Here is a 23,878-nt window from a genome sequence, read left to right as displayed (position 1 = left end):
TTTTTTCCGCGGGACAATAATTTATGACAACTGAATCCCCCAGCTACTCCACGATTGAGCAAGCCTTCTCCCTCGGGAACGGGCAAGATTCTGCCCTCAACTGGTTGCGCAAGAACCGCAGTCAGGTCGCTATTTTTCTGGTGAGCGGCATCAAGCTGGAAGGCACCATCAGCGGGTTCGACCAGTACAGCGTGCTGCTGACCGATGCTCATGGTAACCAGCAGCTGGTCTACAAGGCCAAGATCTCCACCATCGCCATGCACACCGGCCGTCCGCAAGTGAACATCCAGCGTGCTCGCAAGCCGCGTGTCTCCATGGCGCCGCGCCCCCACGGTGCGCCGGGTCGTTATGACGACAATCAGGGCGGCGGCAACAACGAGTAATCGTCTGCCCCGCACTCCCCGTTGACGCGCCCTGCGTCAGCGGCTGACGGAGCCTGCTCTCATTTTCATTCATGTCCCGTATGAGAGCCGGTTCCGGTTATCGCCCCTTGCAGGGCGATATTTTTTTCCGCACTACGCCGTTATGCCGACCGGTTTGCCCTCTTTGACCATGCAGGTCTGCATACCCGCCGCTTCTCCGGCCTGTACCCCGATACCGGTATCTTCAAACACCAGACAGCCTGATGGAGCGACCCCCAGCTTGCTGGCGACCAGCAGGAAGGTGTCCGGATTGGGCTTGTGCAGCTCCACATCATCTGCGGTGACCACCACGGAAAAGTAGCGTTCCAGCCCGGTGTTGCGCAGCACTGCCTCGGCATTTATGCGCGGCGAGCCGGTCCCGACCCCCATCGGGATGACGCCATGATAGCGCTCGACCAGCGCCTGCATGGCCGGAAAGACGGTCGCCTTGTGCAGGTTGGCCACATAGTGGGCGGTCTTGCAGCGGGTGACTTCGAGCGGATCGAGGGGGATTTGTTGCTCCTGTGCCACCAGCAGTGCGATCTTGCGGCTCGGCATGCCACCCAGCTCATAGAACCAGTCGGCATCGAAGTGAAAGCCAAACTCGCGGGCGGTGTGTTCCCAGGCGGCGAGGTGCAGCGGCATGGAGTCGACCAGGGTGCCATCAAGGTCAAAGACCAGGCCTTGGAATCCGGAAAGCGTCATGGTGCGGGTCAGTCTCTGAAAAAAGGGAGCCCATTCTAGCCAGTGGCTCCCCGCCTCGCCATCACCTAGCTGGTGAGAAACGCTTGCCCCCACATTTGTGACTGAAAATAGACGGGGGTGAGCTGGGCCGGATCGAGTTGATATTTGGGGGCAAGCTGTTCCAGCAGGGCCCAGTTGCCCTGTTCATAGGTGCTGACCAGCTGAAACAGATGAAAGAGTGGCCCTTCGTGCAGTTCGATGGCGCGCTGCACGCTCTTGGGCAGGTGGGCCATCAGCGGCTCCGACAGCAGGGATCCATCAAGCACAAGCCCTACCAGAAAGGCCCAGCTGGCCTCCGCTTTACCGAGGGCGGTGAGGGCAATCAACTCGCAGAAGCGGCCGCGGGCGATGGCCATGCGGGTGCAGGCCTCCGGCATGTGCTGGCTTACCCGAGCCAGACCGTTGATCAACACGAACTTGCGGATCTCCTGCTCCCCCAGATAGGAGAGGGCGCGGGGTACCGAGGTGATGGGGGCGGCATGATCGAAGCCGGGGGCGTTGACGTAGGTGAGCAGCAGGCCGGGCAGCCAGGCATCCTGCTCCAGCAGGCGAGCTACCTGGGCGAAGGAGAACTCTTCGTGGCAGATGAGCTGGAGGATCTGCTGTACCAGCGCCATATCGGGCTGGTTGGCTCGCTGATTGACCAGCTCCGGACGGGCGAGAAAGCCGCCGGCAAAGAAGTCGACCCCCGCCTCCCGCAGCGGGAGAAAATCCGCCCAGGTTTCGATGTTCAGCGCCATCCGCTTGTGTTCGGTGGGCTGGCAGATCCCCTCTTCCCCCATCCAGTACACCAGCAGGCGGCTGGCGCCGAGCCAGCGCGGATCCCGGTTGGCGCCATGTACCGCCAGTCTGCGCCGACTGTCGCGCCACTGCTCCAGCACCGGGAACGAGTTGGGCTGGCGTTCGCTGGAGGCTTCAACCAGCGGGATCGCGTCCTGATCCAGCAGCAGGGGACGCTGTTCATCGAGCTGTTCGTGGGTGAAGGGCACCAGATATTGACGCCCCTGCGCCAGCAGGCGGCTATGTTGCGCCAGTGAAGGCCATTCGGCCGGTGAACTGAGCTGATAGTCGATGCCGTAGGCCACCAGAGCCAGGCGACGATTGAAGATGGGGTAGCGACGCAACAGCATGGGATCACCGATAGGCCAGAGTGCGGGCCCTCCCTTGTGACTTGGCGTGGTAGAGCGCCTGGTCAGCCTGTTCGGTCAGGGTCTGCCATGCTCCGTCCTGGGAGGGAACCAGATAGCTAAAGCCTATGCTAACCGTAATGAAATCAGCAACCCGCGAGGCGGGATGGGGCATTTTCAAGCGGGCAAGACCATCGTGGATCCGCCCGGCCAGCTGTTCGGCCTCACCGGGTTGGGGGGCGCAGAGCAGAATGACGAACTCCTCGCCGCCGTAACGGGCGACCAGATTGGTGCAGCGCCGCTCTGCATCCCGCAGCACATGGGCCACCTGTTGCAGGCAGAGATCCCCCTTGGCATGGCCGAAGTAGTCGTTGTAGGCCTTGAACTCGTCGACGTCGATCATCAATACCGCCAGCAGGTTCTGGGTGCGTCGTGCCCACTCCCACTCCCGCTGCATGGTGATGTCCCACTGGCGCCGGTTGGCGATGCCGGTGAGGGGATCTTCCAGCGACAGCAGGGAGAGGCGGTGATTGGCCTCCTCCAGCGCACGGTTGGTCTCGGCCAGCTGCATGGTGCGCTCGGCGACCCGGGCCTCCAGCTGGCGGTTGAGGGTTTCCAGCTGCTCCTGGGTGCGTTGGCGGATCAGCAGTTGCGACAGGATGGCGGCGTACTGTTTGAAGATCTCGCTCTGATAGGCCTTGAGCGGACGGTGCCAGAGCAGGTTGTCGGCGGCGATCCAGCCGATGGGGGTGGTGCCATCCCATAGCGATACCATGGCGTTCCAGCCACGGCCCACCTGCTGCTTCTCGTAGTAGAGGGGGGTATCTTCCATCACCAGTACGTAGTCCTTGCGCCTGAGCGCCTCTTGCACAGTGGGGTGATCCGGAATGGGGCTGATGAAGTTGTGTTCATCTATCAGCTCGCCCTCTTCGCTGGTGCCCCAGGTGCCGCGCATGGTCTTGCCATCGGGTTCGATCAGGAAGATGGCGACCCGATCGAACTGCAGCTCCTTGCGGGCCAGCAGCACGGCATCCCGCAGCAGATCGTTCTCGCTGCGACTGCGGGAGAGGGTGACGCTGACCATGTGAAGCGCCTGCAACATGGTGAGGAAGGAGCCCTGCAGTGCCTGACTCTGTACCAGATCGGTCTGGGTATGGAGCCGCTGGTCCCGCTCCTGATTGACCTGGCTGGAGAGCAGGTGATTGCTGAGCTCGGCAGTCAGATAGTGGATAAGGAGCTGGATTCCCTGACGCTGGTGGGAGGAGAGGCGGTCGATGCGGCGGCGGGTCTCCAGATAGATGACCCCTTCCAGTTTCATGTGACGCTTGAGAGGGAAACAGGCGCGTAACTGCGGCTGGGCGGGCTCCACATTTTCGCCGGGATCCGGCGGTGCTTGGAGCTGCTCGATCACCAGTTGTCCCTTCTCCATCGCCTTGTCGATCAGGTGGTGGGGCAGGGTCAGTTGACCGAGATGGGCGAGATCAAGCGTGGTCAGCCCGTGATCGAGCTGAAAACTGTAGAGCTGCGGTTCGGGGGCTTTCAGCCAGAGGTAGAGGCGTTCGGCATCGGTCTTTTCACGGATGGTGGCGAGGCTCACTTCGCATAACTGAGCGAAGTTGGTGAAGTGTTCCGGGTCCCATTCCTGCATACCAATATCCCTTGGATTGTACCCAAGCGAGTATAGACATATTTCTCCTTGATTAATATGTCAGAAAGGAGAGGTGGCGCACATAATGGTTGCTTTCAGCCATGCTGGTGGAGACATTCACTGCGTTCTCTGCCAATCGTGGCTAGAACTGTGTGCCATAACGGTATTTATGGCAGCTTGTAGGGCGGGGTGTTGGGCAAAAAAGAGCCCGCACGATGGCGGGCTCTCGGGCAGATCAGATGATTCTGCGTGGCTTATTCTGCCTTGGGGGCAGCCTCAGCAGGCGTTTCACTGCTATCGGCTGGCGCACTCTCGGTCGCCGGGGCTTCCGGTGCCGGACCCGGTACCAGATCTACCGCCGGTTTGGCGATGAGAGAGCGGGTCTCTTCCACCGCTTCGGTCAGTTTGACCTCGATGATCTGGCCGAGCTCGTAGACCACTTCGGTCTTGTCCAGATAGACGCGACCGTTGTCCCAGTTGCACTCCAGTCGATCCTTGTTGTCGAGAATATGACGGGCAGGCAGGAAGACCACGGCGCCGTTCTCCTGCAGACGCAGCTTGAGACCGGCACGCATCACGTCGATGATCTCGGCGTTGAATACCTGATCGGTGCCAGCCGCGGCTTTCAGGTAGCGAACATAGAGCCAGTCGCCGATGTCACGCTCCACCATGCGGTGCAGGCGGCGGCAGGCGGTCAGATGCTCTGTGAGCTCCTGACTCGGGCGCTCACCCGGGGTCTTGCCCGCGATGACCGCTTTGAGCAGACGATGGTTGACCATATCGCCGTATTTACGGATCGGGGAGGTCCAGGTGGCGTAAGCATCCAGACCCAGACCGTAATGGGCGCCCGGTTCGGAGGACATCAGCGCATAGCTCTGGAAGCGGCGGATCTTGCCATCCAGCCAGCGGGTGTCGAGGTTGTCGATCCAGCGGCGCAGGGCGCAGAAGCCGGAGAGGCTGGCGATCTCGTCGCGCTCGAACGGGGCTTCGGCACTCTTCAGCAGGTCGATGGCGCCGTCGAGGGACTCTTCGTCAAAGCCGGTGTGAACGTTGAAGATGCCGTAACCGACGCTCTTGCCCAGCACGCGACCGGCACAGATGTTGGCGGCGATCATCGACTCTTCCACCATGCGGTTGGCGATGCGGCGCGGCTCGACGTGGATGGCCAGCACTTCGCCATTCTCGCCCAGCTCGAAGTCGTAGTCGGGACGATCCGGGAATACTAGCGCATGCTCGGTGCGCCACGCGATGCGCGCCTCGGTCATCGCCTTCATCAGCGGCAGCTGGGCCAGTACGCCTGCGTCGATGGATAGCTCTTTGCCATGCTCGGCCCAGTCGGAGACGTCGTCATAGTTGAGACGGGCGTGGGAACAGATGCGGGCGGCGAAGAACTCGGTCTCCTCCAGTAGCAGACCGTCTTCGGCGATGAGCAGACGGGCGCACAGAGTGTTGCGCTCCTCGCCCTCTTTCAGGGAGCAAAGCTCGTCGGAGAGGGTGCGCGGGATCATCGGCACGTTGCGGCCCGGCATATAGACGGTGAAGGCGCGCTGGGCCGCCTCTTTGTCCAGCTCGCTGCCTTCGGCCACATAGGCGGTCGGGTCTGCGATGGCAACCAGCAGCTCCCAGCCGTTGTCCAGCTTGGTGATGGCCAGCGCATCGTCCATATCCTTGGTCTTGGCACCGTCGATGGTGAAGAAGGGCACCTTTGTCAGGTCACGACGGGGCAGCTCCTCCTCTTCGATCACCTTCCACTCCGGCAAGTCAGCCGGCTCGACCTGGGCCAGATTGTGGCGCGCCAGCACCACCCACCAGGGCACATTGTGATCTTCCTGGGCGGCAATCTTCTGGATGATCTCGGCAGAGAAGTTGCCGTCGACCAGCGCATGGCGCTTGAGGGTCGCCACCACCCAGTCACCTTCCTTGAACTCTTTCTCATCCAGGCCCTTCTTGACGCGGGCCTTGATGGCATCCTTGATCAGCGGGTGGTCGGCCACCACGTTGAGGCGGTCACGGAACATCTTGACCCGGGCCACGAAGCGGGTGACGGACTGCTCCAGCAGGGTATCCGGCTCGGCCACTTCCTTCTCTTTTTCGGTGCGGATCAGGGCGGTCACCCGGTCACCGTGCATCACCTTCTTCATGTAGGGAGGCGGCACGAAATAGCTGGTCTTCTCATCGACTTCCAGAAAGCCGAAGCCCCGGTCCGAGGCGCGGATCACACCCTCTTTCTTCGGGATGTTTTCGCGGATTTGTTGCTTGAGCTGGGCCAGCAGCGGATTGTCTTGGAACATAAGTGAGGAACCTGAAGTGAAAACCTGGGTGGAGACCTGATGAAGGATCGCCCAGCACTATACGTTTTTAGCCCTGCAAAGCCAAGGTGAATGGCCTGCTCAGCGTGCTTTCAACTGCGATCTGGCATGGTCGATAAGGCGTTGGGAGAGCTGCTTGTGCACCCCCTTTTCCAGTACCCAGCGGTGCCAGTAGAGGCGTTCCGTCAGGACGTGGTCGGGACTGAGGTTGAGCAGTGATCCGCCAGCCAGCTGGCCTCTTATCTGCAATTCGGGAATGAGACAGTAGGCCAGCCCCTGTTCTGCCATGGCGACGAAGGCCTCTGACGAGTGGACCGTATGGCAGGGATAACCGCCCGGCTCCAGCCCGAAGCGTTCTCTCATAAAACTCACATGCATGTCATCGCGCTGATCGAACGCCACCGCCGGTGCCTTGGCCAGCGCATCGCGGGTCAGGCCATGAGGGAAGTGGCAGGCTACGAAGGCGGGGCTGGCGGTAAGCAGATAGTTCATCTCACCGAGCTCGTCGACGCAGCAACCCGCCAGCGGCTGGGGATGCAGGCTGACCGCACCAAAGGCCTGACCCTCGCGGACCTTGTCGAGGGTGCGGCTCTCGTCATCGACCAGCAGGTTGAGTTCGATGGGGTGCTGTTTCAACAAGGGGGCAATGGCGGGCAAAAACCAGGTGGCCAGGCTGTCGGCGTTGACGGCGATGCTGATCCGGATTGGCCCTTGCGGCTCATCGGAAGCCAGCTCCCCCGCCAGTTCGAGCTCGAGCTGGTGTACCTGCCGATAGTGGGCCAGCAGTTTTTGGCCGAGTGGCGTGGCCTGCAGCGGTTGGCTGCGAATGAGTAGCGGCTCGGCAAACTGTTGCTCCAGCTGCTTGATCCGCTGGGAGATGGCCGACTGGGTGATATGGAGCGACTTGGCCGCCCGATCGAAGTTCTGTTCCTGCAGTACCGCATCCAGTGCCCGCAGCAGTTTGTAGTCCAGCTCTTTCATCTTCTCTCCCTTCCGTTGCCCAAGGGCTGACTCTACGTCACTCGGCAGGGGACAACAATGGGCGGTGGAAGGGACGTTGCGCTGTGATTTTTGACAGTAGTGGTCAGGCCATTGAGGGAGGATACTCTCTGGTGCCGCATGGGGTAGCCCTGCGCAGATCGTAGCGACATCTTTATCCCGGGTCTGTTTTCCCGGGATTTTTTATGAGTGAACTGCCAGCACCGGTGACGGTTGCTGCAGTGGATAATGGCTGGTTTGATAATGGCCCAGCAGAGGTTGGGAGACCGCCTGCGCGAAGCGCTCATCCAGATGGAAGCGGATGCCAACGCCCCTTACCGCACCCAGATCGACCGCCTGCCGATGACCGAGCCGCTCGATGGGCAGGCCAAGTCGGCGGAAGATGCGCTCCACCGGCAGGCTGACGACGGCGACCAGCTCCCGGATCCCGTGGGCATTAGCGAAGGCATAGACCTCGCGGAAGATGACGCAAGTGAGTTCGCTGACGCCATTGCTCATGCGCGGTGCGCGCTGGGCATCGATAGCCAGACGGGTGAGTTCCCAGACATCGGGGGTGCGTGGCGCGCTTTCACCGGCAAGGGCGGTGGGGAAGATGGTGGGCAGCATATAGGCATCGGCACAGTTGAGCAGACGAATACAGCCACACAGCCCTTGTTCGTCCTCGATCAGCACCCAATGGGTGTCTGGCGTGTCGAAGCTGTCACGCTCCAGGCCCCGATGAGACTCGACATCCCAGCCTAGCCGGTCGGAAAAGACGCGATTTCGAAAGCGATAGAGTTCATTCTCCACCTCGTTTCGTGGATGTTCTCTCAATTTTCCTTTAAAAACCAACATTATGGACCCTCTATCTTGCTATTCGCCGTTATAATCACATATCTGGCCAAGGGGGCTTTCATATGAACAGAGACCAACTGCTTGAGTACCTCGAACATTTCACTTCGGTGACGGATGGCAATCGTCTGGCCGAACTGATCGGTCGCTTTACGCTCGGGATGGGCTATGACTACTATCGCTTCGCTCTGATCATCCCGATGTCGATGCAAAGGCCCAAGGTGGTGCTGTTCAACCAGTGCCCCGATTCCTGGGTGCAGGCCTATACCGAAAACAACATGCTTGCGTGCGATCCGGTGATCCGGCTGGCACGCAAGCAGACGCTGCCCATTTACTGGAACCGCCTCGATGAGCGGGCCAGTTTTTTGCAGGAGGGAACCATGGACGTGATGGGGTTGGCAGCCGAGTTCGGGTTGCGTAACGGCATCTCCTTCCCTCTGCACGGTGCAGCCGGGGAGAACGGTATCCTCTCCTTCATCACCTCCGAACGGGCTTCGAGCGACCTGCTGCTGGAGTCCTCGCCGATCCTCTCCTGGATGTCCAATTACATCTTCGAGGCGGCCATTCGGGTGGTGCGTTTCAGCATGATGGACAGTGCGGGGAAAGATCCCTTGACCGAGCGCGAGACCGAGTGCCTGTTCTGGGCCAGCGAAGGGAAGACCTCTAGCGAGATCGCCTGCATCCTCGGGATCACGGAGCGCACGGTCAATTACCATCTCAATCAGGTCACCCGCAAAACCGGCTCAATGAACCGCTATCAGGCCATTGCCAAAGGGGTTAGTACGGGGCTGTTGCTGCCCAATCTGGAGCAAGTTGTGGTTACCAACTTCCCCAGATTGCTGCAGTAGGCTGAGCCCACAGGCGCAACAGATTCTCCTGCCGCACTCTGAGGGTCACAATTGTCAGATCCGGTAATTGACAAGGGCTGGAACAGCGGCTGGGTATGCCGGTTTTTATTAGCAAAATGAATCAATAAGTAAATCAATGAATTTCTAAGAAGGAACTACCATCGCTATAGTGCCGCTCATTCATCATTTCGAACGGTACTCTCCATGATGCTCGCAACGACACTGCAAGGCTTCACCATCGGTCTGGCCATGATCATCCCCATCGGCGCCCAGAATGCCTTTGTGCTGAGCCGGGGCATCCATCGCAATCACCATCTGCTGACGGCCACGCTCTGCAGTTTCTGCGATCTCACCCTGATTGCTATCGGCGTATTTGGCGGAGCCAATCTGCTGGCCGCCAGCCCCCTCGGCATGGCGCTACTCACCTGGGGTGGTGTGCTGTTTCTCGGCTGGTTTGGTGGCCGTTCCCTGCTCAGTGCCTGGCGCGGTAAAGGGGAGGGAGTTGCCGAGTCTGCTCAGCAGATGGGGGTCAAAAGCGTGTTGGCGATGACACTGGGAGTTACGCTGCTCAATCCTCACGTCTATCTCGATACATTGATGCTGCTCGGCTCCCTTGGCAGTCAGGTGAGCGAGTCCCTGCGTCCGGCCTTTGCTGCGGGGGCCATGCTGGCCTCGTTGGTGTGGTTCTACTCGCTGGCGCTGGGGGCGGCGGCACTGGCGCCCTGGTTGGCCCGCGGCCGGGTGCAGCAGGGGATCGATCTGCTGGTTGGCATCATCATGCTGAGCCTGGCTGTTCAACTGGCCATTGGACGTTGAGGAAGTTAAGGCGGCAGGAATGAGCGACCGGTAACAAAAAGATGCCACTCACATGAGTGGCATCTTTGCTATTGAAAGGGGTCAGACCCTGAACTGGGAGAGCAGGCGCTGCTGCAGCAGGCTGGCTTGATGGAGCGAGGAGGCGAGTTGCAGACACTCCTGCGCCTCCTGTTCGCCGGTTCTGGCTTGCAGACTAATGCCGGAGACCTTGTCAGAGGAGTGGCTCAGAGTGTGTGACAGTTGCCCGGTAGCCACGGCTACCTGCTGCACCATGTCGGCCAGCTGGTCGATGGCGCCTTCCACCTTGAACAGGATCTGCTTGGTGTTCTCGGAGTCCTGCATGCCAGACTCCACCGTCTTGAGGTTGCGTTGCATCATCAGGTAGGCGGTTTCGGTCTGCTGCTGAATGCTGCTGATCACCTGGCTAATTTCGGCGCTTGATGTTGCGGTGCGATTGGCCAGGGTGCGCACCTCGTCCGCAACCACCGCAAAGCCACGCCCCATCTCCCCCGCGCGGGCTGCTTCGATGGCCGCATTGAGGGCCAGCAGGTTGGTCTGCTCCGAGATACCGCTGATGGTGGAGATGATCTGGCCAATTTGACCCGCCTGCTCCTTGAGGGAGTTGATGGCGATGGCACACTCGCTCACCTCCTGTACCACCCGCTGCATGCCCGCGCTGGCGGAGGCGACATACTGGCTGCTCTCGGTGGTCAGCTGGCGCACCTCATTGGCATTGTGGGCCGCCATGCTGCAGTTGTCCGAGATACCGGTGGCGACTTGCACCATCTGTTCACTGTCATGGTGCAGGGCCAGCGCATGTTCGGCGGTCTGGCGGCTGCTTTGGCTGATTGCCTCCACCCGGTTGACCGAGGTGTGAACGTGTTCGCTGATGTGCTGGTTGTTGTCCATGGTGGAGCTGATCATCTTCTGCAATTTCTCGATGAAACGATCCACGCTGTTGGCCAGCGAGCCTATCTCGTCATCCCGTTGCAGGTTGATGCGGGCGTTGAGATCTCCCTCGCCGGCGGCGATATCCTGCATTCGTTTGTCCACTTGCAGCAGCGGGGTGACCAGCTTGCGGGTCAGCCAGAAGCCGCAGAGGGTGACCATGATCAGGCTCAGCAACAGGCCACCCAGCAGCAGGGTTCGGGTCTGGCTGATGATGCCGTTGAGCTGGGCCACCTGATCCTCGACGGTGGCATCGCCGCTCTCCTCGATGGCAACCAGCTGTTGTCGCAGCTCATCGGCACTGGCTTCATAGATGGCCTGTTGGGCCTGATAGCTGCCGAGCGCATCGACCCACTGTCCCATCAGTTGCTGATGCCGGGCCAACAGGGAGCGATACTCTGCCGACAGTGTTTTGCCGGCAAATTCGCCGGTTCCCTCGATATCGAACAGCCCGGTGCCGAGCATGCTGTCGACCGCTTCGTGGTAGAAATCGGTCGCCTCTTTTAACTCGGCTTGGATCGCCTCTGTGACTCCTTGTCGGCGCATCTTCTCCAGCGCATAGAGTTGGCGCAAAAAGCCTATGTTGGACTCCATCCCCCCGTCGGCCGCTTCCCAGCGAGTGGAGAGGCCGCTGTTCCAGCTGATGGTCTGGTCGGGGGATTGGGTCAGCGCCTCGACCGCGCCGTCGCCGATCACCTCCAGCTGGGTCGAGAGGCGAGCCATCAGATCGGCGTTGTGATGTAGGGCCTGATCCACCTCTGTATACGCGTGATAGAGCGCCAGCAGCTTCTCTTGTTGCTGTTGATAGTCCTGCTTGTGCTGTTCCATGGTGGCAAGGGCCGCACCATCAATGAGCTGCCCCTGGCTGACCCGGGCCAGCGCGTCATCGGTCGCCGCCTTGGCAGCATCGAGTTCGGCGCGATTGAGCGGGGTGCCGTTTTGCATCTTCTGAATCTGTAGCTGTTGATTGCCCAGCTCTATGGAGCCCTCCATGGCACCGTCGGCGGTCTGCCAGGCGGCGCCCAGTACGTAGGAGAGCAGATTGGCTAGCCGCTGGCTGCCATACCAGCCAACGACCCCCATGCCCAGCGTACAGCCGAGCAATATGGCAAGACCCAGATTGGAGGTGGTAACAATTTTCATGTGATGGCCTTCCTTGGTATCGACATTGGCACCAGTTTAGGTTCCGAACGGGTTTAGTGTAGTGGTTTATCCCCCGCTCGGGGGCCGGTGCGGCGCTGAAACATCCCGTGCACTGGCTGCACCCGATCAAGCATGGTGGAAAATTGGATAAAAAGCCTCTCTGGCTACGCGGGTGTTGCTGCCCTATGCTGGATACTTATCCAGTTATTCTTTATGCTATGAGCCAATTTACGAATAGTTGTATTGGTGAGGAGAGAGCCGTGATTGGTCGCTTGAGAGGCATTGTCATTGAAAAGCAGCCCCCCGAGGTCCTGCTGGAAGTGGGCGGGGTTGGCTATGAGGTGCAGATGCCGATGAGCTGCTTCTATGATTTGCCGGAGATCGGCAAGGAAGCGACCATCCATACTCACTTCGTGGTGCGGGAAGATGCCCAGCTGCTCTATGGTTTCAACCACAAACAGGAGCGGGCGCTGTTCCGCGAGCTGATCAAGACCAACGGAGTCGGCCCCAAGCTGGCGCTGGCTATTCTCTCCGGCATGACAGCTACCCAATTCGTGCTGAGTGTCGAACGTGAAGAGATAAGCTCTTTGGTCAAACTGCCGGGAGTCGGCAAGAAGACCGCCGAGCGGCTGGTGGTGGAGATGAAGGATCGCCTCAAGGGCTGGGTCAGTCACGACCTCTTCTCCCCGGCCATGGTCACCTTGCCAGCCAGTGAGCCCGAATTGCGGGCTCCGGATGTGACCGAGGAGGCGGCCAGTGCGCTGGTGGCCCTAGGTTACAAGCCGCAGCAGGCGAGTCAGATTGTCAGCAAGATCGCCAAAGAGGGGATGTCGGTGGAAGATATCATCCGTGAATCCCTGCGTAGCCTGGTATGAGGTAGTTGATGATTGAAGCAGACCGCCTCATTTCGGCCAGTGCCGCCCGTGAGGATGACATTATTGACCGGGCGATCCGCCCCAAGAAGCTGGCTGATTACACCGGTCAGGATACCGTATGCGAGCAGATGGAGATCTTTATCGAAGCGGCCCGTCAGCGGGGCGAAGCGCTCGATCACCTGCTGATCTTCGGCCCGCCGGGTCTGGGCAAGACTACCCTCGCCAACATCGTCGCCAACGAGATGGGGGTCAATATCAAGACCACCTCCGGCCCGGTGCTGGAGAAAGCGGGGGATCTGGCGGCGCTGCTCACCAACCTCGAACCGAACGATGTGCTGTTCATCGACGAGATCCATCGCCTCAGCCCTGTGGTGGAGGAGGTGCTCTATCCGGCGATGGAGGATTACCAGCTCGACATCATGATCGGGGAGGGACCCGCAGCTCGCTCCATCAAGCTGGATCTGCCTCCCTTCACCCTGATTGGCGCCACCACTCGGGCAGGTTCACTGACCAGCCCGCTGCGGGATCGCTTCGGTATCGTCCAGCGGCTGGAGTTCTACAACGTCAAGGATCTGACCGATATCGTCTCCCGCAGCGCCCGTTGTCTGGGGCTAGACATGACGGAAGATGGAGCCATTGAGGTCGCCCGTCGCTCTCGCGGCACGCCGCGGATTGCTAACCGTTTGTTAAGGCGGGTGCGCGACTTTGCCCAGGTGAAATCCGATGGCCGGATCGACGGCCCCATTGCTGCTCGCGCCATGGACATGCTGGATGTCGATAATGAAGGCTTCGACTTCATGGACCGCAAGTTATTGTTGGCTGTGATAGACAAGTTTATGGGGGGCCCGGTGGGTCTCGATAATCTGGCCGCCGCGATCGGGGAAGAGAAAGATACTATCGAAGATGTGTTGGAGCCTTATCTGATCCAGCAAGGGTATCTGCAACGTACACCCAGAGGACGGATTGCGACCACACGAGCCTACGCTCATTTCGGTCTTCAGCGACCAGATGAGAAGTAAAAACAGTCGTTTGAACATGAAACCGCCGTCAAAGGCGGTTTTTTATTATCCGGGCAAAAAAAAGCCCACGGCGGATGCGGTGGGCAAAGACAATTCAGGATGGATGTTCACAGACAGTGAGTGCGTCTGGACACAGACCGGAAAATAAACAGGTGAGCCGTCGCGAGCTCTCAGAGTCGGTTCAGTTGATAGAGCTGAACAAAGGAAAGCTTGTAGTAACGGATGGTTTTAGCAACAAACTTTTTCATCTTCGATTCCAATAGACAGGTTCAAATTGATCGTCGAATACGTACCGTGAACCCGGATTAACCGGCCTGTATCCAAGGGTATGCCCTCACTGCGAGGCGCATTGTAGGAGTTCGAATCGACCCCGGCAAACAAGAAAAATTGCACTTTTCAAATTAGTTTATCTAATGTCTTTATTGATGAAATTGGTTCGCATGAGTATGCATTCTTTGCAGTTTTAAATTGAGTTTTCGAATCAGATTGCCTGACTCGGATAACATGGAAAAAGGCGCGTCATTCACGCTTTTCAAATTAAACCGAGCAGCGGGATGTTAAATTCTTAAATTGATTTAAATCAATGTTTTACGCTTTGTTGTGTTTTGTGATCTGGCTCGCGTCAATAATCGTGAAATAGATTAAAAATGCCTTTCAAAGCCATGTATGGCGGGTCCTTTTACATTGATTTCAATCAAATAAAGGTGATATAAAAACCCGGTCATCATGGGCGAGAATAAATTTAGGCTGATTGTTTTGGAATTGTTAAACATTAGCTTTATTTGTGTTCTCGTATTGCCTTGTTGTTAATGCCAGTGGTTACTGAACGCGTTTTGTTGTGACACGTCCCAATAAGGCTCATTCGCTAACCTCCAACGGAAGCTTTGTGCTTAAAACTTAAAATAGCCGTGCCAATAATCGGTGAGGAAACATCATGATTGCTGAGCATGTGGTAGACCTATCGCGGTTCCAGTTCGCTGCGACGGCCCTTTATCACTTTTTGTTTGTACCCCTGACGCTGGGAATGGCCTTTCTCCTGGCGATCATGGAATCCGTCTATGTGATGACCAACAACACCATCTACCGGGACATGACCAAATTCTGGGGTAAGTTGTTTGGTATCAACTTTGCCTTGGGGGTCACCACAGGTCTGGCCATGGAGTTCCAGTTCGGGACGAACTGGGCTTACTACTCCCATTATGTCGGCGATATCTTCGGGGCCCCGCTGGCTATCGAAGGGCTGATGGCCTTCTTCCTGGAGTCCACCTTCGTCGGTATGTTCTTCTTTGGTTGGGATCGTCTGAGCAAGCATCAGCATCTGGCTGCCACCTGGTTGATGGCGCTGGGTACCAACCTCTCCGCCCTCTGGATCCTGGTCGCCAACGGCTGGATGCAGAACCCGGTCGGTGCCGAGTTCAACTTCGAATCCATGCGGATGGAGATGATGAGCTTCGCTGACGTGGTGCTCAACCCGGTTGCTCAGGTCAAGTTCGTCCACACTGTGGCGGCTGGTTATACCTGTGGCGCCATGTTTGTGCTGGGTATCTCCTCCTACTACCTGCTGAAGAATCGTGATGTGGCGTTTGCCCGTCGCTCCTTCGCCATTGCCGCTGCGTTCGGTATGGCTTCCATCGTGTCCGTTCTGATCCTCGGTGATGAATCCGGTTACGAGACCGGTGAAGTGCAGAAGGTGAAACTGGCCGCTATCGAAGCTGAGTGGGAGACTGAACCTGCTCCGGCTGCCTTTACCCTGTTCGGTATTCCGAATCAGGAAGAGATGCGCACCGACTACGCCATCAAGATCCCCTATGCGCTGGGCATTATCGCGACCCGTTCTCTGGACGGTCAGGTAACCGGTCTGAAGGATCTGAAGAGCGAGCACGAACTGCGCGTTCGTAACGGTATGACCGCTTACGACCTGCTGACCAAGCTGCAATCCGGTGACAAGTCTGACGAGACCCGCGCTCGCTTCGACGAAGTGAAGCAGGATCTGGGCTACGGTCTGCTGCTCAAGCGCTACACCAGCAACGTGACCGATGCTACCGACGAGCAGATCAAGGCTGCCGTGGATGACTCCATCCCGCAGGTACTGCCGCTGTTCTTCGCCTTCCGCATCATGGTTGCCGTCGGCATGCTGATGCTGGTGCTGATTGGTATGGCCTTCTATGACAGTGCCCGTCACCAGATCGGCAAGCGCAAGTGGCTGCTCAAGGGTCTGCTGTGGGGTATCCCGCTGCCGTGGATCGCCATCGAAGCAGGCTGGTTTGTGGCTGAATATGGTCGCCAACCGTGGACCATTGCAGAGGTGTTGCCGACTTCCCTCTCTGCATCCAATTTGCCTGCAGCCGAGATCTGGTTCTCTCTGATCGGTATCTGCCTGTTCTATACCGTACTTCTGGTTATCGAGATGTACCTGATGTTCAAGTATGCCCGTCTTGGCCCCAGCAGCCTGAAGACTGGCAAGTATCACTTTGAACAGCTCAAGGCATAAGGAGAGCGACCATGTTTGATTACGAAACTCTGCGTGTCATCTGGTGGGCTCTGGTCGGCGTACTGCTGATCGGTTTTGCCATCACTGACGGCTTCGACATGGGGGTAGGCGCACTGCTCCCGTTCGTCGGCAAGAAAGATGTCGAGCGCCGCGTGATGCTCAACACCATGGGACCGCACTGGGAAGGTAACCAGGTGTGGCTGGTCACTGCCGGTGGTGCCTTGTTCGCCGCCTGGCCGATGGTGTATGCCGCGACCTTCTCCGGCTTCTACATCGCCATGATCCTGACGCTGATGGCGCTGTTCCTGCGTCCGGTCGGTTTCAAGTACCGCTCCCTGCGTGCTGATGCCAAATGGCGCAGTAACTGGGACTGGGCCTTGTTCGCCGGTAGCGCCGTACCGCCCATCGTCTTTGGTGTGGCCTTTGGCAACCTGCTGCAAGGTGTTCCGTTCGAGTTTAACCAGTTCATGATGTTGACCTATCACGGCAACTTCTTTGGCCTGCTTAACCCGTTCGGCATTCTGGCTGGTCTGGTGAGTCTGTTCATGCTGCTCACTCAGGGCGCAACCTGGTTGATGATGAAGACCGACGGTGAAGTGCTGGCGCGTTCCCGCACTGCCGCCATGATCTGCTCACTGCTGACCCTGGTGCTGTTTGCTGCCGCAGGTTGGTGGGTAAGCGGTATGGAAGGGTATGTCATCGTCAAGGCTGCTGCGACTGACGCGGTATCCAACCCGATGAACAAGGAAGTTGTCCTGCAGGCTGGTGCCTGGATGAACAACTACACCCTCTATCCGTGGATGGTGGCTGCCCCTGTACTGGGCCTGGCCATGAGCCTGCTGACTGCGCTGTTTGCCCGCATGAACATCGGCTGGTTGGCGTTTACCAGCTCTTCGCTGGCGATTGCCGGGGTCATCCTCACTGCCGGTTTCTCCATGTTCCCGTTCGTGATGCCCTCAAGCCTTGAGCCGTCACTGAGCCTGACCATGTGGGATGCTACCGCCTCTTTCAACACCTTGCAGGTGATGACTGTGGCCGCAGCGATCTTCGTACCGATTGTGCTGGGTTACACCATCTGGACTTACATCAAGATGTTTGGCCGGGTAACCAACAAGCACATCGAAGATAACCAACAATCTCTCTATTAAGAGGTGCGCTGACAATGTGGTATTTCACCTGGATCCTGGGACTGTTGCTGGCCTGTGCATTTGGCATCATCAATGCGCTGTGGCTGGAACACACCGAGAACATGGATCGTCAGATCGATGAAAACAAGTGATCGACTCGCCAGGCTCGCCGCTCCACTGGAGCGGCAGCCGTGGCAGGGGTTGATGTTACTCGCGGCGGCCTTGTTGGCCGTCGCTATTTTACAGGCCCCCAATCTGATCGCGGCCAACACCAGCGAGCATGGTCTCTGGCTTGCTCCCTGGCTGATGTGGGCCGTCTGTTGTGGCGTACTTAACGGGCTTGGCTTTCATCTGAAAAGCCTGCCCGGACGTGTGCTGTTCAACCCCTGGCTCGCCTGGCCCAGTTTGTTGTATGGCCTCTGGCTGACACATTCATATTTCCTTTCATAAAAAACGGGGGGAGGCAGGATTTCCCTGTCTCCCCCTGCTTCTTTCCTATTCAGCCCTGCGCTATGATAGCCCCCCATCTGACTGTCGAATGGATCACAGATTGTTATGGGGGAAGTCTTTGAGTTTCCGGTGCGTGTCTACTACGAAGACACCGACGCCGGGGGCATCGTCTACAACGCCAATTATCTCAAGTTTATGGAACGTGCTCGCACCGAGTTTCTTCGTGCCAAAGGGGTCGAACAGGACGTCTGGCTGCAGGAGGGATATGCCTTCGTGGTGAGCCGAACTGAGATCGATTTCCGCTCGGCGGCCCGTTTTAATGAACTATTGAATGTATTAACGCAAGTGATTGAAGTGAAACGCGCATCCCTGCGCTTTTCGCAGCAGATCCTGGCGGCTGATGGACGACTGATTACCCAGGCCATGGTACAGATAGCCTGTGTCAGTCATCCGCAAATGAAACCTGTAGCTATACCTGAAAAAATCAAGGGAGTGCTGTTAAGTGCACGCTGAAATTTCGTTTATTGGCCTGTTTTGGCAAGCCAGCCTGTTGGTAAAACTGGTCATGATGACCCTGATGAGCATGTCTATTGTCTCGTGGGCGCTGATTATCCAGCGTTCAAAGGCGATCAAGGCGGCCAATCTCGCATCGGAACAGTTTGAAGATCGCTTCTGGTCAGGGGTCGATCTCAATCGCCTCTATCAGGAGTCCTCTTCCCGCCGCGATGATATCGAAGGCATGGAAGATATCTTCTACTCCGGCTTCAAGGAGTATGCCCGCTTGCTCAAGGCCGGTGCCCGTGGTCAGGATGCGGTGATGGATGGTACCTACCGCGCCATGCGCGTCTCCCTCTCCCGCGCGGTGGATGACCTGGAATCCAACCTGCCGGTGCTGGCGACCATCGGTTCCATCAGCCCCTATATCGGTCTGTTTGGTACCGTATGGGGGATCATGAACGCCTTTATCGCCCTGGGTCAGGTGCAGCAGGCCACCCTGCAGATGGTGGCACCGGGTATCGCGGAAGCGCTGATCGCTACCGCCATGGGTCTGTTTGCCGCTATCCCGGCGGTTATCTTCTACAACCGCTTCTCCAACAAGGTCGAGCGGCTGGAGAACGCCTATGCCAACTTCATGGACGAGTTCACTACCATTCTGAACCGTCAAATTGCACAGCAGCAGGGTGATCAGTAATGCAAACCTATCAGCGGATCCGGCGCAAAAAGGTGGCCGAGATCAACGTGGTTCCCTATATCGACGTCATGCTGGTGCTGCTTATCATCTTTATGGCGGTCACGCCGGTGATCACGCAAGGGGTCAAGGTGGATCTGCCACAGGCTGAGTCCGAGCAGTTGCCGGAAGATGCCAAGCCGCCCTTCATCGTCAGCGTCAATACCGAAGGCGAGTATGTCATCAAGGCTGGCGAAGCCGATGACGAGCCGGTGCCAAGTGGCACGCCAGAGGCGATGCAGCAATACATCACCGAAAAAGCCATGGGCTATCTGGCGATCAACCAGAATGCCCCCGTGGTGGTCGCGGGTGACAAGGCCGTGCGCTACGAAGAGGTGATCCTGTTGATGGTGGCCCTCAAGAATGCGGGTGTGCCTCAGGTTGGCCTGATGACAGATCCGGTGAACTAACGGAGATGGATGTGAAGCGTGGTATTTCCGGTTATCTCATCGCGTCGTTTCTGCTGCACCTGATCATCGGCATCATCCTGTTTGTCGGGCTCGATTTCAGCAAACCGAAACGACCCGAATCGAAGGGGCAGATCGTCAATGCCGTCATGCTCGATGAGAACTTCCTCAACGAACAGGCCAAGCAGATCCAGCAGCAGAAATCTCAGCCCAAGCCTCAAAAGGTAGAGAAAGAGAAGGATAAGGAAGACACGGATCTCGCCAAGCGCGAGCTGGCTCAGAAACAGGAGCAGCTTCGCATCGCCGAGACCAAGCGCAAGCAGGCCGAAGAGGCGACTCGCAAGGCCGAGGCCGAGAAGCAGAAGAAAGTTGCCGAGCAGAAGCAGGCGGAAGAGAAGGCGCAGAAAGCCGAGGAAGCCCGCAAGCTGGAAGAGCAGAAGGCCAAGAAGGCCGAAGCCGAGCGTAAAGCGGCGGAAGCCGAAAGCAAGGCGTTGGCGCTGAAGAAGAAAAAGGAACAAGAGAAGAAAGAGGCCGAAGAGAAGGCAAAGGCGGCAGAAGCCAAGGCCAAGAAAGCGGAAGCTGACAAGAAGGCCAAAGCCGAAGCCGAGAAGAAAGCCAAGGCAGAAGCAGAGAAAAAAGCCAAAGCCGAGGCCGAGAAGAAGGCCAAGGAAGAGGCTGAGAAAAAGGCAAAAGCTGACGCAGAGAAGAAAGCCAAGGCAGAGGCCGAAAAGCAGGCCAAGATCGCGGCTGAGCGCAAGCGTAAAGCCGCCGAGCAGGCCAAGCTGCAAAAAGAGATGGAAGAGATGATGCAGCAGCAGCTGTCGGCTGAGGCCAATGCCCGCAGTCAGGCGGCATCGGCAGCAGCCCAGGGCGAAGTCGACAAATATGCGGCGCTCATCAAGGCCACTGTTGAGCGGTATATGATTTTGGATCCCACCATGCGGGGCAAAACATGTACTATCGGCGTACGTCTTGCGAGCAGTGGCTTTGTCATATCGGTAGATAACGGCCAGGGTGACCCGGCGGTCTGTCGTTCCGGTAAGGCGGCTGTTCTGAAAGCCAATCAACTGCCTGTGCCCAAGGATCCTGCGGCATTCGAGATGTTGAAGGAATTTAACCTGAAGTTAGAACCTAGTATCTAAGCGTGATAAAACGAGGTTGCTTGCCTCCGGTTGGCAACCTCTCGCCGAGAAAGGAATTTAACCTCTCATCTATATTGGAACCGAGTATTTAAGCCATGATCAGAAAAGTATTTTTTGCTTTGGTTGGCTGTTTGTTGCTGGGCCAGAGTGCCCAGGCGGCCCTGGACATCGTCATCACCGGCGGTATTGATAGCGCACGCCCCATCGCCGTTGCTCCCTTCAAGTGGGAAGGCAACGGACAGTTGCCGCAGGACATCGCGGAAGTGGTCTCCAACGACCTGATGCGTAGCGGCAAGTTCAAGCCGCTGGCCCGTGGCCAGATGCCGCAAACCCCGAGCAGCAGCAGCGAGATCAACTTCGCTCCCTGGGCCTCCCAAGGGGTTGAAGCCGTGGTGGTGGGTTCCATTTCGGCAGTCGGTGACGGCACTTACAAGGTTAACTTCGAGCTGGTCGATGTGCTGAAAGGCCAGCTGGCCAAGGCGCAAGGTGGCGAGAGCAACGGTTACATCCTGGATAGCCGTATGGCGACCATCCCGGGTGCCCAGATGCGCCAGTTTGCCCACCGTATCTCAGATATCGTCTATGAGCGTCTGACTGGCGAGCGCGGTGCCTTCCTGACCCGTCTGGCTTACGTCTCCGTCCAGCAGGGTACCCAGTTCCCTTACCAGCTGCGTATTTCTGATTACGATGGTTACAACGAGAAGACCCTGCTGCGCTCCCGCGAGCCCTTGATGTCTCCGGCCTGGTCGCCGGATGGCAGCAAGCTGGCTTACGTGAGCTTCGAGAACCAGAAGTCCGAAATCTATGTGCAGGATATTTACACTCAGCAGCGCAGCCTGATCACCAGTTTCCGTGGTATCAACGGGGCGCCGGAGTGGTCTCCGGATGGTCGTCGTCTGGCTATCGTTCTCTCCAAAGATGGCTCACCGAACCTCTATGTGGTTGATGTCGCTAGCAAGCAGCTGACCCGGGTTACAACCAGCCGTGTGATCGACACCGAACCCTCCTGGATGCCGGATGGGCAAAATTTGTTGTTCACCTCTGAACGTGGTGGCAAACCCCAGATTTATAGCGTAAATTTGGCGACTGGTATGACTCGCCGGATGACTTGGGAAGGTGAATCCAACCAGGGTGCATCCATTACTCCTGATGGCAAAATCATGGTGATGGTGACCCGTGTTCAGGGACAGTATCGTATTGCCCGTCAGGACATGGAAAACAATGCCCTGTTGGTCCTTACCCAGAGTGCTCTGGATGAGTCGCCAAGTGTGGCTCCCAATGGCAGCATGATCATTTATGCCACCATCTATCAGGGTCGTAAGAGTCTCGCATTGGTGTCGACTGATGGTCGCTTCAAGGCTGTGCTTTCGACCAGTAGCGGTGAAATTCGTGCACCAGCTTGGTCGCCCTTCTTGAATTGATAAAAATCCAATTGTTTTTTGTTTTGTTATAAAGGTTTAAGGAAATAGCATGCAACTCAATAAACTGCTCAAGGGTTTGGCCATCGCACTGCCACTGTTCACCCTGGCCGCTTGTAGTTCTTCTTCTGATTCCGACGCCGCAGGCGCTGAATCAGGTATGACCGACGGCATGGGCGGTGTACAAACCGGCGGCGCCAACGGCATGTTGTCCCCGGAAGAGCAGATGCGTCAGAAGTTCGAAGCACTGCAGCGTGACAACGTAATCTACTTCCCGTTCGACGGTTACGATATCCAGGGTCAGTACGCTGATCTGCTGGATGCCCATGCCAGCTACCTGCGCGAGCGCCCGAGCGTTAAAGTCCTGATCGAAGGTCACGCCGATGAGCGCGGTACTCCGGAGTACAACATCGCCCTGGGCGAGCGTCGTGCCAAGGCTGTTGCCAAGTATCTGCAAACCCTGGGTGTGCAGGCCGAGCAGCTCTCTATCGTCAGCTATGGCGAAGAGAAGCCGCTGGACATGTCTCACACCGAGGATGCCTTTGCCAAAAACCGCCGCGCGGTTCTGGTTTACTAAGGTTTAAACCGAACGAAGTTCGTTTATATGCAAGCGGCCATTTCGATGGCCGTTTTATTTGCACTAAACGCCAAGGTTTGATCCGAATGAAATCTGTATATGCGAGCGACGATGGCGCTGGCCGTTTTATCTGTACTAAACGCTAAGGTTTGATCCGAATGAAATCTGTGTACAAGCAAGCTGTCGTTGCGCTGGCCGTAATGGTTGCTCTGAATGCGCAAGCTGCGGCACCGGTCAGCGATCTGGGCGGTGACTCGGGTGGTGGCGTTGTCCTTAGTGGCAACAACGGTGCCATCGTGCCCACCGGTAGCCTGGAAGATCGGGTTGCCCTGCTGGAGCGCACCCTCAATGCCCGTCTGCGACTGCAAGCTGAATTGCAGCAACAGGTCGACTCCCTGCAAGGGGAGGTCTCCGAACTGCGCGGTCAGCTGGAGCAGCAGACCTACCAGATGGAACAGTCGCAAGAGCGCCAGCGTCAGCTCTACCAGGAGCTCGACAAGGTTGCCAGCAGCCAGCAAGCTGCTCCAGCCGCCCCGGCCCCTGCTACTGCCACACCGGCTGCTGCCGCCAATTACTCAACCAATCAGGATGAGAATCAGGCCTACGACGCAGCGGTCAACATGGTGCTCAAAGAGAAGAACTACGACAAAGCCATTCCGGCTTTCCAGGGCTTTATCAAGCAGTACCCCAATTCGGGCTATGTTCCCAATGCACACTACTGGCTCGGCCAGTTGCTGTTCAACAAGGGTGACAGAGCCGGAGCCTCGGCCCAGTTTTCGACCGTGGCCAACAAATACAGCAAATCCCCCAAGCGAGCCGATGCGCTGCTGAAGCTGGGTATGCTGGCGCAGCTGGATGGCAAGAAGGCGGAAGCCAAATCCTTCTATGAGCAGGTGATCAAGGGCTATCCCAACACCTCGCCAGCCCAGTTGGCCAAACAGAGTCTGGCCAAGCTGTAACATTGCTGTATGTCACTGTTTTCGTAACGCTACTGTAAAAACAGCCTGCATTTGTACGCACAGTGAGCAAACGGATTTAAATTACGAATTTTCTGTTGCACCGGAAATTTAAATCCGTAATATAGGCCGCCGTCAGAGCCGAAGCAGTAATGCAGTCGGAACTGGTCGTGGTGAGGGTCGTTAGCTCAGTCGGTAGAGCAGTTGACTTTTAATCAATTGGTCGCTGGTTCGAATCCAGCACGACCCACCATTTTCTCCACTCGGTGGAGACAGAATTCCCAGGTCGTTTAGCTCAGCTGGGAGAGCACCTCCCTTACAAGGAGGGGGTCACTGGTTCGATCCCAGTAACGACCACCAGTTTGTAGAAAAAA

The 23,878-nt window shown here is 57.6% G+C and carries 23 protein-coding genes and 2 tRNA genes; 18 read left to right on the top strand and 7 right to left on the bottom strand.

The features are described from left to right. The first annotated feature begins 23 nt into the window (after positions 1-23). Positions 24-383: an RNA chaperone Hfq gene (hfq, locus tag AB5Y85_RS15520; RefSeq protein ID WP_005335772.1), complete on the top strand. Its 360-nt coding sequence runs from the start codon at positions 24-26 to the stop codon at positions 381-383. A gap of 132 nt (positions 384-515) precedes the next feature. On the opposite strand, the gene AB5Y85_RS15515 is transcribed toward hfq, so the two are convergent. The 6 genes from AB5Y85_RS15515 to AB5Y85_RS15490 form a co-directional block, all read right to left on the bottom strand. After that, positions 516-1,106 carry an HAD family phosphatase gene (locus AB5Y85_RS15515; RefSeq protein ID WP_236354286.1) on the bottom strand — a complete coding sequence of 197 codons (591 nt, stop codon included), beginning with the start codon at positions 1,104-1,106 and terminating at the stop codon, positions 516-518. A gap of 65 nt (positions 1,107-1,171) precedes the next feature. Further along, positions 1,172-2,275 carry an EAL and HDOD domain-containing protein gene (locus tag AB5Y85_RS15510; protein WP_139741704.1) on the bottom strand — a complete coding sequence of 368 codons (1,104 nt, stop codon included), beginning with the start codon at positions 2,273-2,275 and terminating at the stop codon, positions 1,172-1,174. Positions 2,276-2,279: 4 nt separating this feature from the next. Further along, positions 2,280-3,920, bottom strand: a complete 1,641-nt coding sequence (locus AB5Y85_RS15505; RefSeq protein WP_257686913.1) for a GGDEF domain-containing protein — start codon at positions 3,918-3,920, stop codon at positions 2,280-2,282. Positions 3,921-4,174: 254 nt separating this feature from the next. Further along, positions 4,175-6,211, bottom strand: coding sequence for an exoribonuclease II (locus tag AB5Y85_RS15500; RefSeq protein ID WP_255910953.1), 2,037 nt, complete (start codon positions 6,209-6,211; stop codon positions 4,175-4,177). 99 nt (positions 6,212-6,310) lie between these two features. Further along, positions 6,311-7,210 carry a LysR family transcriptional regulator ArgP gene (locus tag AB5Y85_RS15495; protein ID WP_257686914.1) on the bottom strand — a complete coding sequence of 300 codons (900 nt, stop codon included), beginning with the start codon at positions 7,208-7,210 and terminating at the stop codon, positions 6,311-6,313. A 201-nt stretch (positions 7,211-7,411) separates the two neighbouring features. Continuing rightward, a complete protein-coding gene (locus AB5Y85_RS15490; protein WP_123172351.1) occupies positions 7,412-8,062 on the bottom strand; it encodes an acyl-homoserine-lactone synthase in 651 nt (216 codons plus the stop codon). A gap of 62 nt (positions 8,063-8,124) precedes the next feature. On the opposite strand from AB5Y85_RS15490, the gene AB5Y85_RS15485 reads away from it, so the two are divergent. Further along, the gene (locus AB5Y85_RS15485; RefSeq protein ID WP_139443503.1) at positions 8,125-8,907 is read left to right on the top strand and encodes a LuxR family transcriptional regulator; all 783 of its coding nucleotides are present in this window, start codon (positions 8,125-8,127) and stop codon (positions 8,905-8,907) included. 207 nt (positions 8,908-9,114) lie between these two features. Further along, positions 9,115-9,723 carry an L-lysine exporter gene (lysE, locus tag AB5Y85_RS15480; RefSeq protein WP_257686918.1) on the top strand — a complete coding sequence of 203 codons (609 nt, stop codon included), beginning with the start codon at positions 9,115-9,117 and terminating at the stop codon, positions 9,721-9,723. An 81-nt stretch (positions 9,724-9,804) separates the two neighbouring features. Here the strand turns inward: lysE and AB5Y85_RS15475 are convergent, their stop codons facing one another. Beyond that, on the bottom strand, positions 9,805-11,814 hold the full coding sequence (locus AB5Y85_RS15475) for a methyl-accepting chemotaxis protein (RefSeq protein ID WP_257686915.1): 2,010 nt from the start codon (positions 11,812-11,814) through the stop codon (positions 9,805-9,807). Between the two features lie 260 nt (positions 11,815-12,074). Between AB5Y85_RS15475 and ruvA the strand changes: the two genes are divergently transcribed. The 15 genes from ruvA to AB5Y85_RS15400 all read left to right on the top strand — a co-directional run bounded on the left by ruvA (position 12,075) and on the right by AB5Y85_RS15400 (position 23,864). Further along, positions 12,075-12,689 (top strand): Holliday junction branch migration protein RuvA, encoded by a 615-nt coding sequence (gene ruvA / locus AB5Y85_RS15470; RefSeq protein ID WP_005335746.1) that lies wholly within the window; start codon positions 12,075-12,077, stop codon positions 12,687-12,689. 8 nt (positions 12,690-12,697) lie between these two features. Further along, on the top strand, positions 12,698-13,708 hold the full coding sequence (gene ruvB, locus AB5Y85_RS15465) for a Holliday junction branch migration DNA helicase RuvB (RefSeq protein WP_005335744.1): 1,011 nt from the start codon (positions 12,698-12,700) through the stop codon (positions 13,706-13,708). Between the two features lie 934 nt (positions 13,709-14,642). Further along, positions 14,643-16,199, top strand: coding sequence for a cytochrome ubiquinol oxidase subunit I (locus AB5Y85_RS15460; protein ID WP_064339410.1), 1,557 nt, complete (start codon positions 14,643-14,645; stop codon positions 16,197-16,199). Between the two features lie 11 nt (positions 16,200-16,210). Further along, a complete protein-coding gene (cydB, locus tag AB5Y85_RS15455) occupies positions 16,211-17,347 on the top strand; it encodes a cytochrome d ubiquinol oxidase subunit II (protein WP_005335741.1) in 1,137 nt (378 codons plus the stop codon). A gap of 14 nt (positions 17,348-17,361) precedes the next feature. Then, the gene (gene cydX / locus AB5Y85_RS15450) at positions 17,362-17,478 is read left to right on the top strand and encodes a cytochrome bd-I oxidase subunit CydX (RefSeq protein WP_005304933.1); all 117 of its coding nucleotides are present in this window, start codon (positions 17,362-17,364) and stop codon (positions 17,476-17,478) included. Next, a complete protein-coding gene (locus AB5Y85_RS15445; protein WP_041202810.1) occupies positions 17,465-17,776 on the top strand; it encodes a cyd operon YbgE family protein in 312 nt (103 codons plus the stop codon). The genes cydX and AB5Y85_RS15445 overlap by 14 nt, the downstream gene beginning before the upstream one ends. Before the next feature lie 105 nt (positions 17,777-17,881). Continuing rightward, the gene (gene ybgC / locus AB5Y85_RS15440; protein ID WP_005335737.1) at positions 17,882-18,289 is read left to right on the top strand and encodes a tol-pal system-associated acyl-CoA thioesterase; all 408 of its coding nucleotides are present in this window, start codon (positions 17,882-17,884) and stop codon (positions 18,287-18,289) included. Further along, a complete protein-coding gene (tolQ, locus tag AB5Y85_RS15435) occupies positions 18,279-18,968 on the top strand; it encodes a protein TolQ (RefSeq protein WP_005335735.1) in 690 nt (229 codons plus the stop codon). The genes ybgC and tolQ overlap by 11 nt, the downstream gene beginning before the upstream one ends. Beyond that, complete coding sequence (tolR, locus tag AB5Y85_RS15430) at positions 18,968-19,414, top strand: protein TolR (protein WP_005335733.1); 447 nt, start codon at positions 18,968-18,970, stop codon at positions 19,412-19,414. The genes tolQ and tolR overlap by 1 nt, the downstream gene beginning before the upstream one ends. Before the next feature lie 5 nt (positions 19,415-19,419). After that, a complete protein-coding gene (gene tolA, locus AB5Y85_RS15425; RefSeq protein ID WP_013723471.1) occupies positions 19,420-20,553 on the top strand; it encodes a cell envelope integrity protein TolA in 1,134 nt (377 codons plus the stop codon). A gap of 95 nt (positions 20,554-20,648) precedes the next feature. Further along, on the top strand, positions 20,649-21,974 hold the full coding sequence (gene tolB / locus AB5Y85_RS15420) for a Tol-Pal system beta propeller repeat protein TolB (RefSeq protein ID WP_368221722.1): 1,326 nt from the start codon (positions 20,649-20,651) through the stop codon (positions 21,972-21,974). A gap of 49 nt (positions 21,975-22,023) precedes the next feature. Then, positions 22,024-22,548 (top strand): peptidoglycan-associated lipoprotein Pal, encoded by a 525-nt coding sequence (pal, locus tag AB5Y85_RS15415; protein ID WP_005304908.1) that lies wholly within the window; start codon positions 22,024-22,026, stop codon positions 22,546-22,548. Between the two features lie 158 nt (positions 22,549-22,706). Next, a complete protein-coding gene (gene ybgF, locus AB5Y85_RS15410) occupies positions 22,707-23,507 on the top strand; it encodes a tol-pal system protein YbgF (protein ID WP_257686916.1) in 801 nt (266 codons plus the stop codon). A 174-nt stretch (positions 23,508-23,681) separates the two neighbouring features. Continuing rightward, a tRNA-Lys gene (locus AB5Y85_RS15405) sits at positions 23,682-23,757 on the top strand. A 31-nt stretch (positions 23,758-23,788) separates the two neighbouring features. Then, positions 23,789-23,864 (top strand) — tRNA-Val (locus tag AB5Y85_RS15400). Positions 23,865-23,878: the final 14 nt, after the last annotated feature.

It is taken from the genome of Aeromonas sp. R3-1, assembly GCF_040908345.1.
In the GTDB taxonomy this organism is placed as follows: domain Bacteria; phylum Pseudomonadota; class Gammaproteobacteria; order Enterobacterales; family Aeromonadaceae; genus Aeromonas; species Aeromonas veronii.
This window is presented reverse-complemented; position numbering and strand designations above follow the sequence as displayed.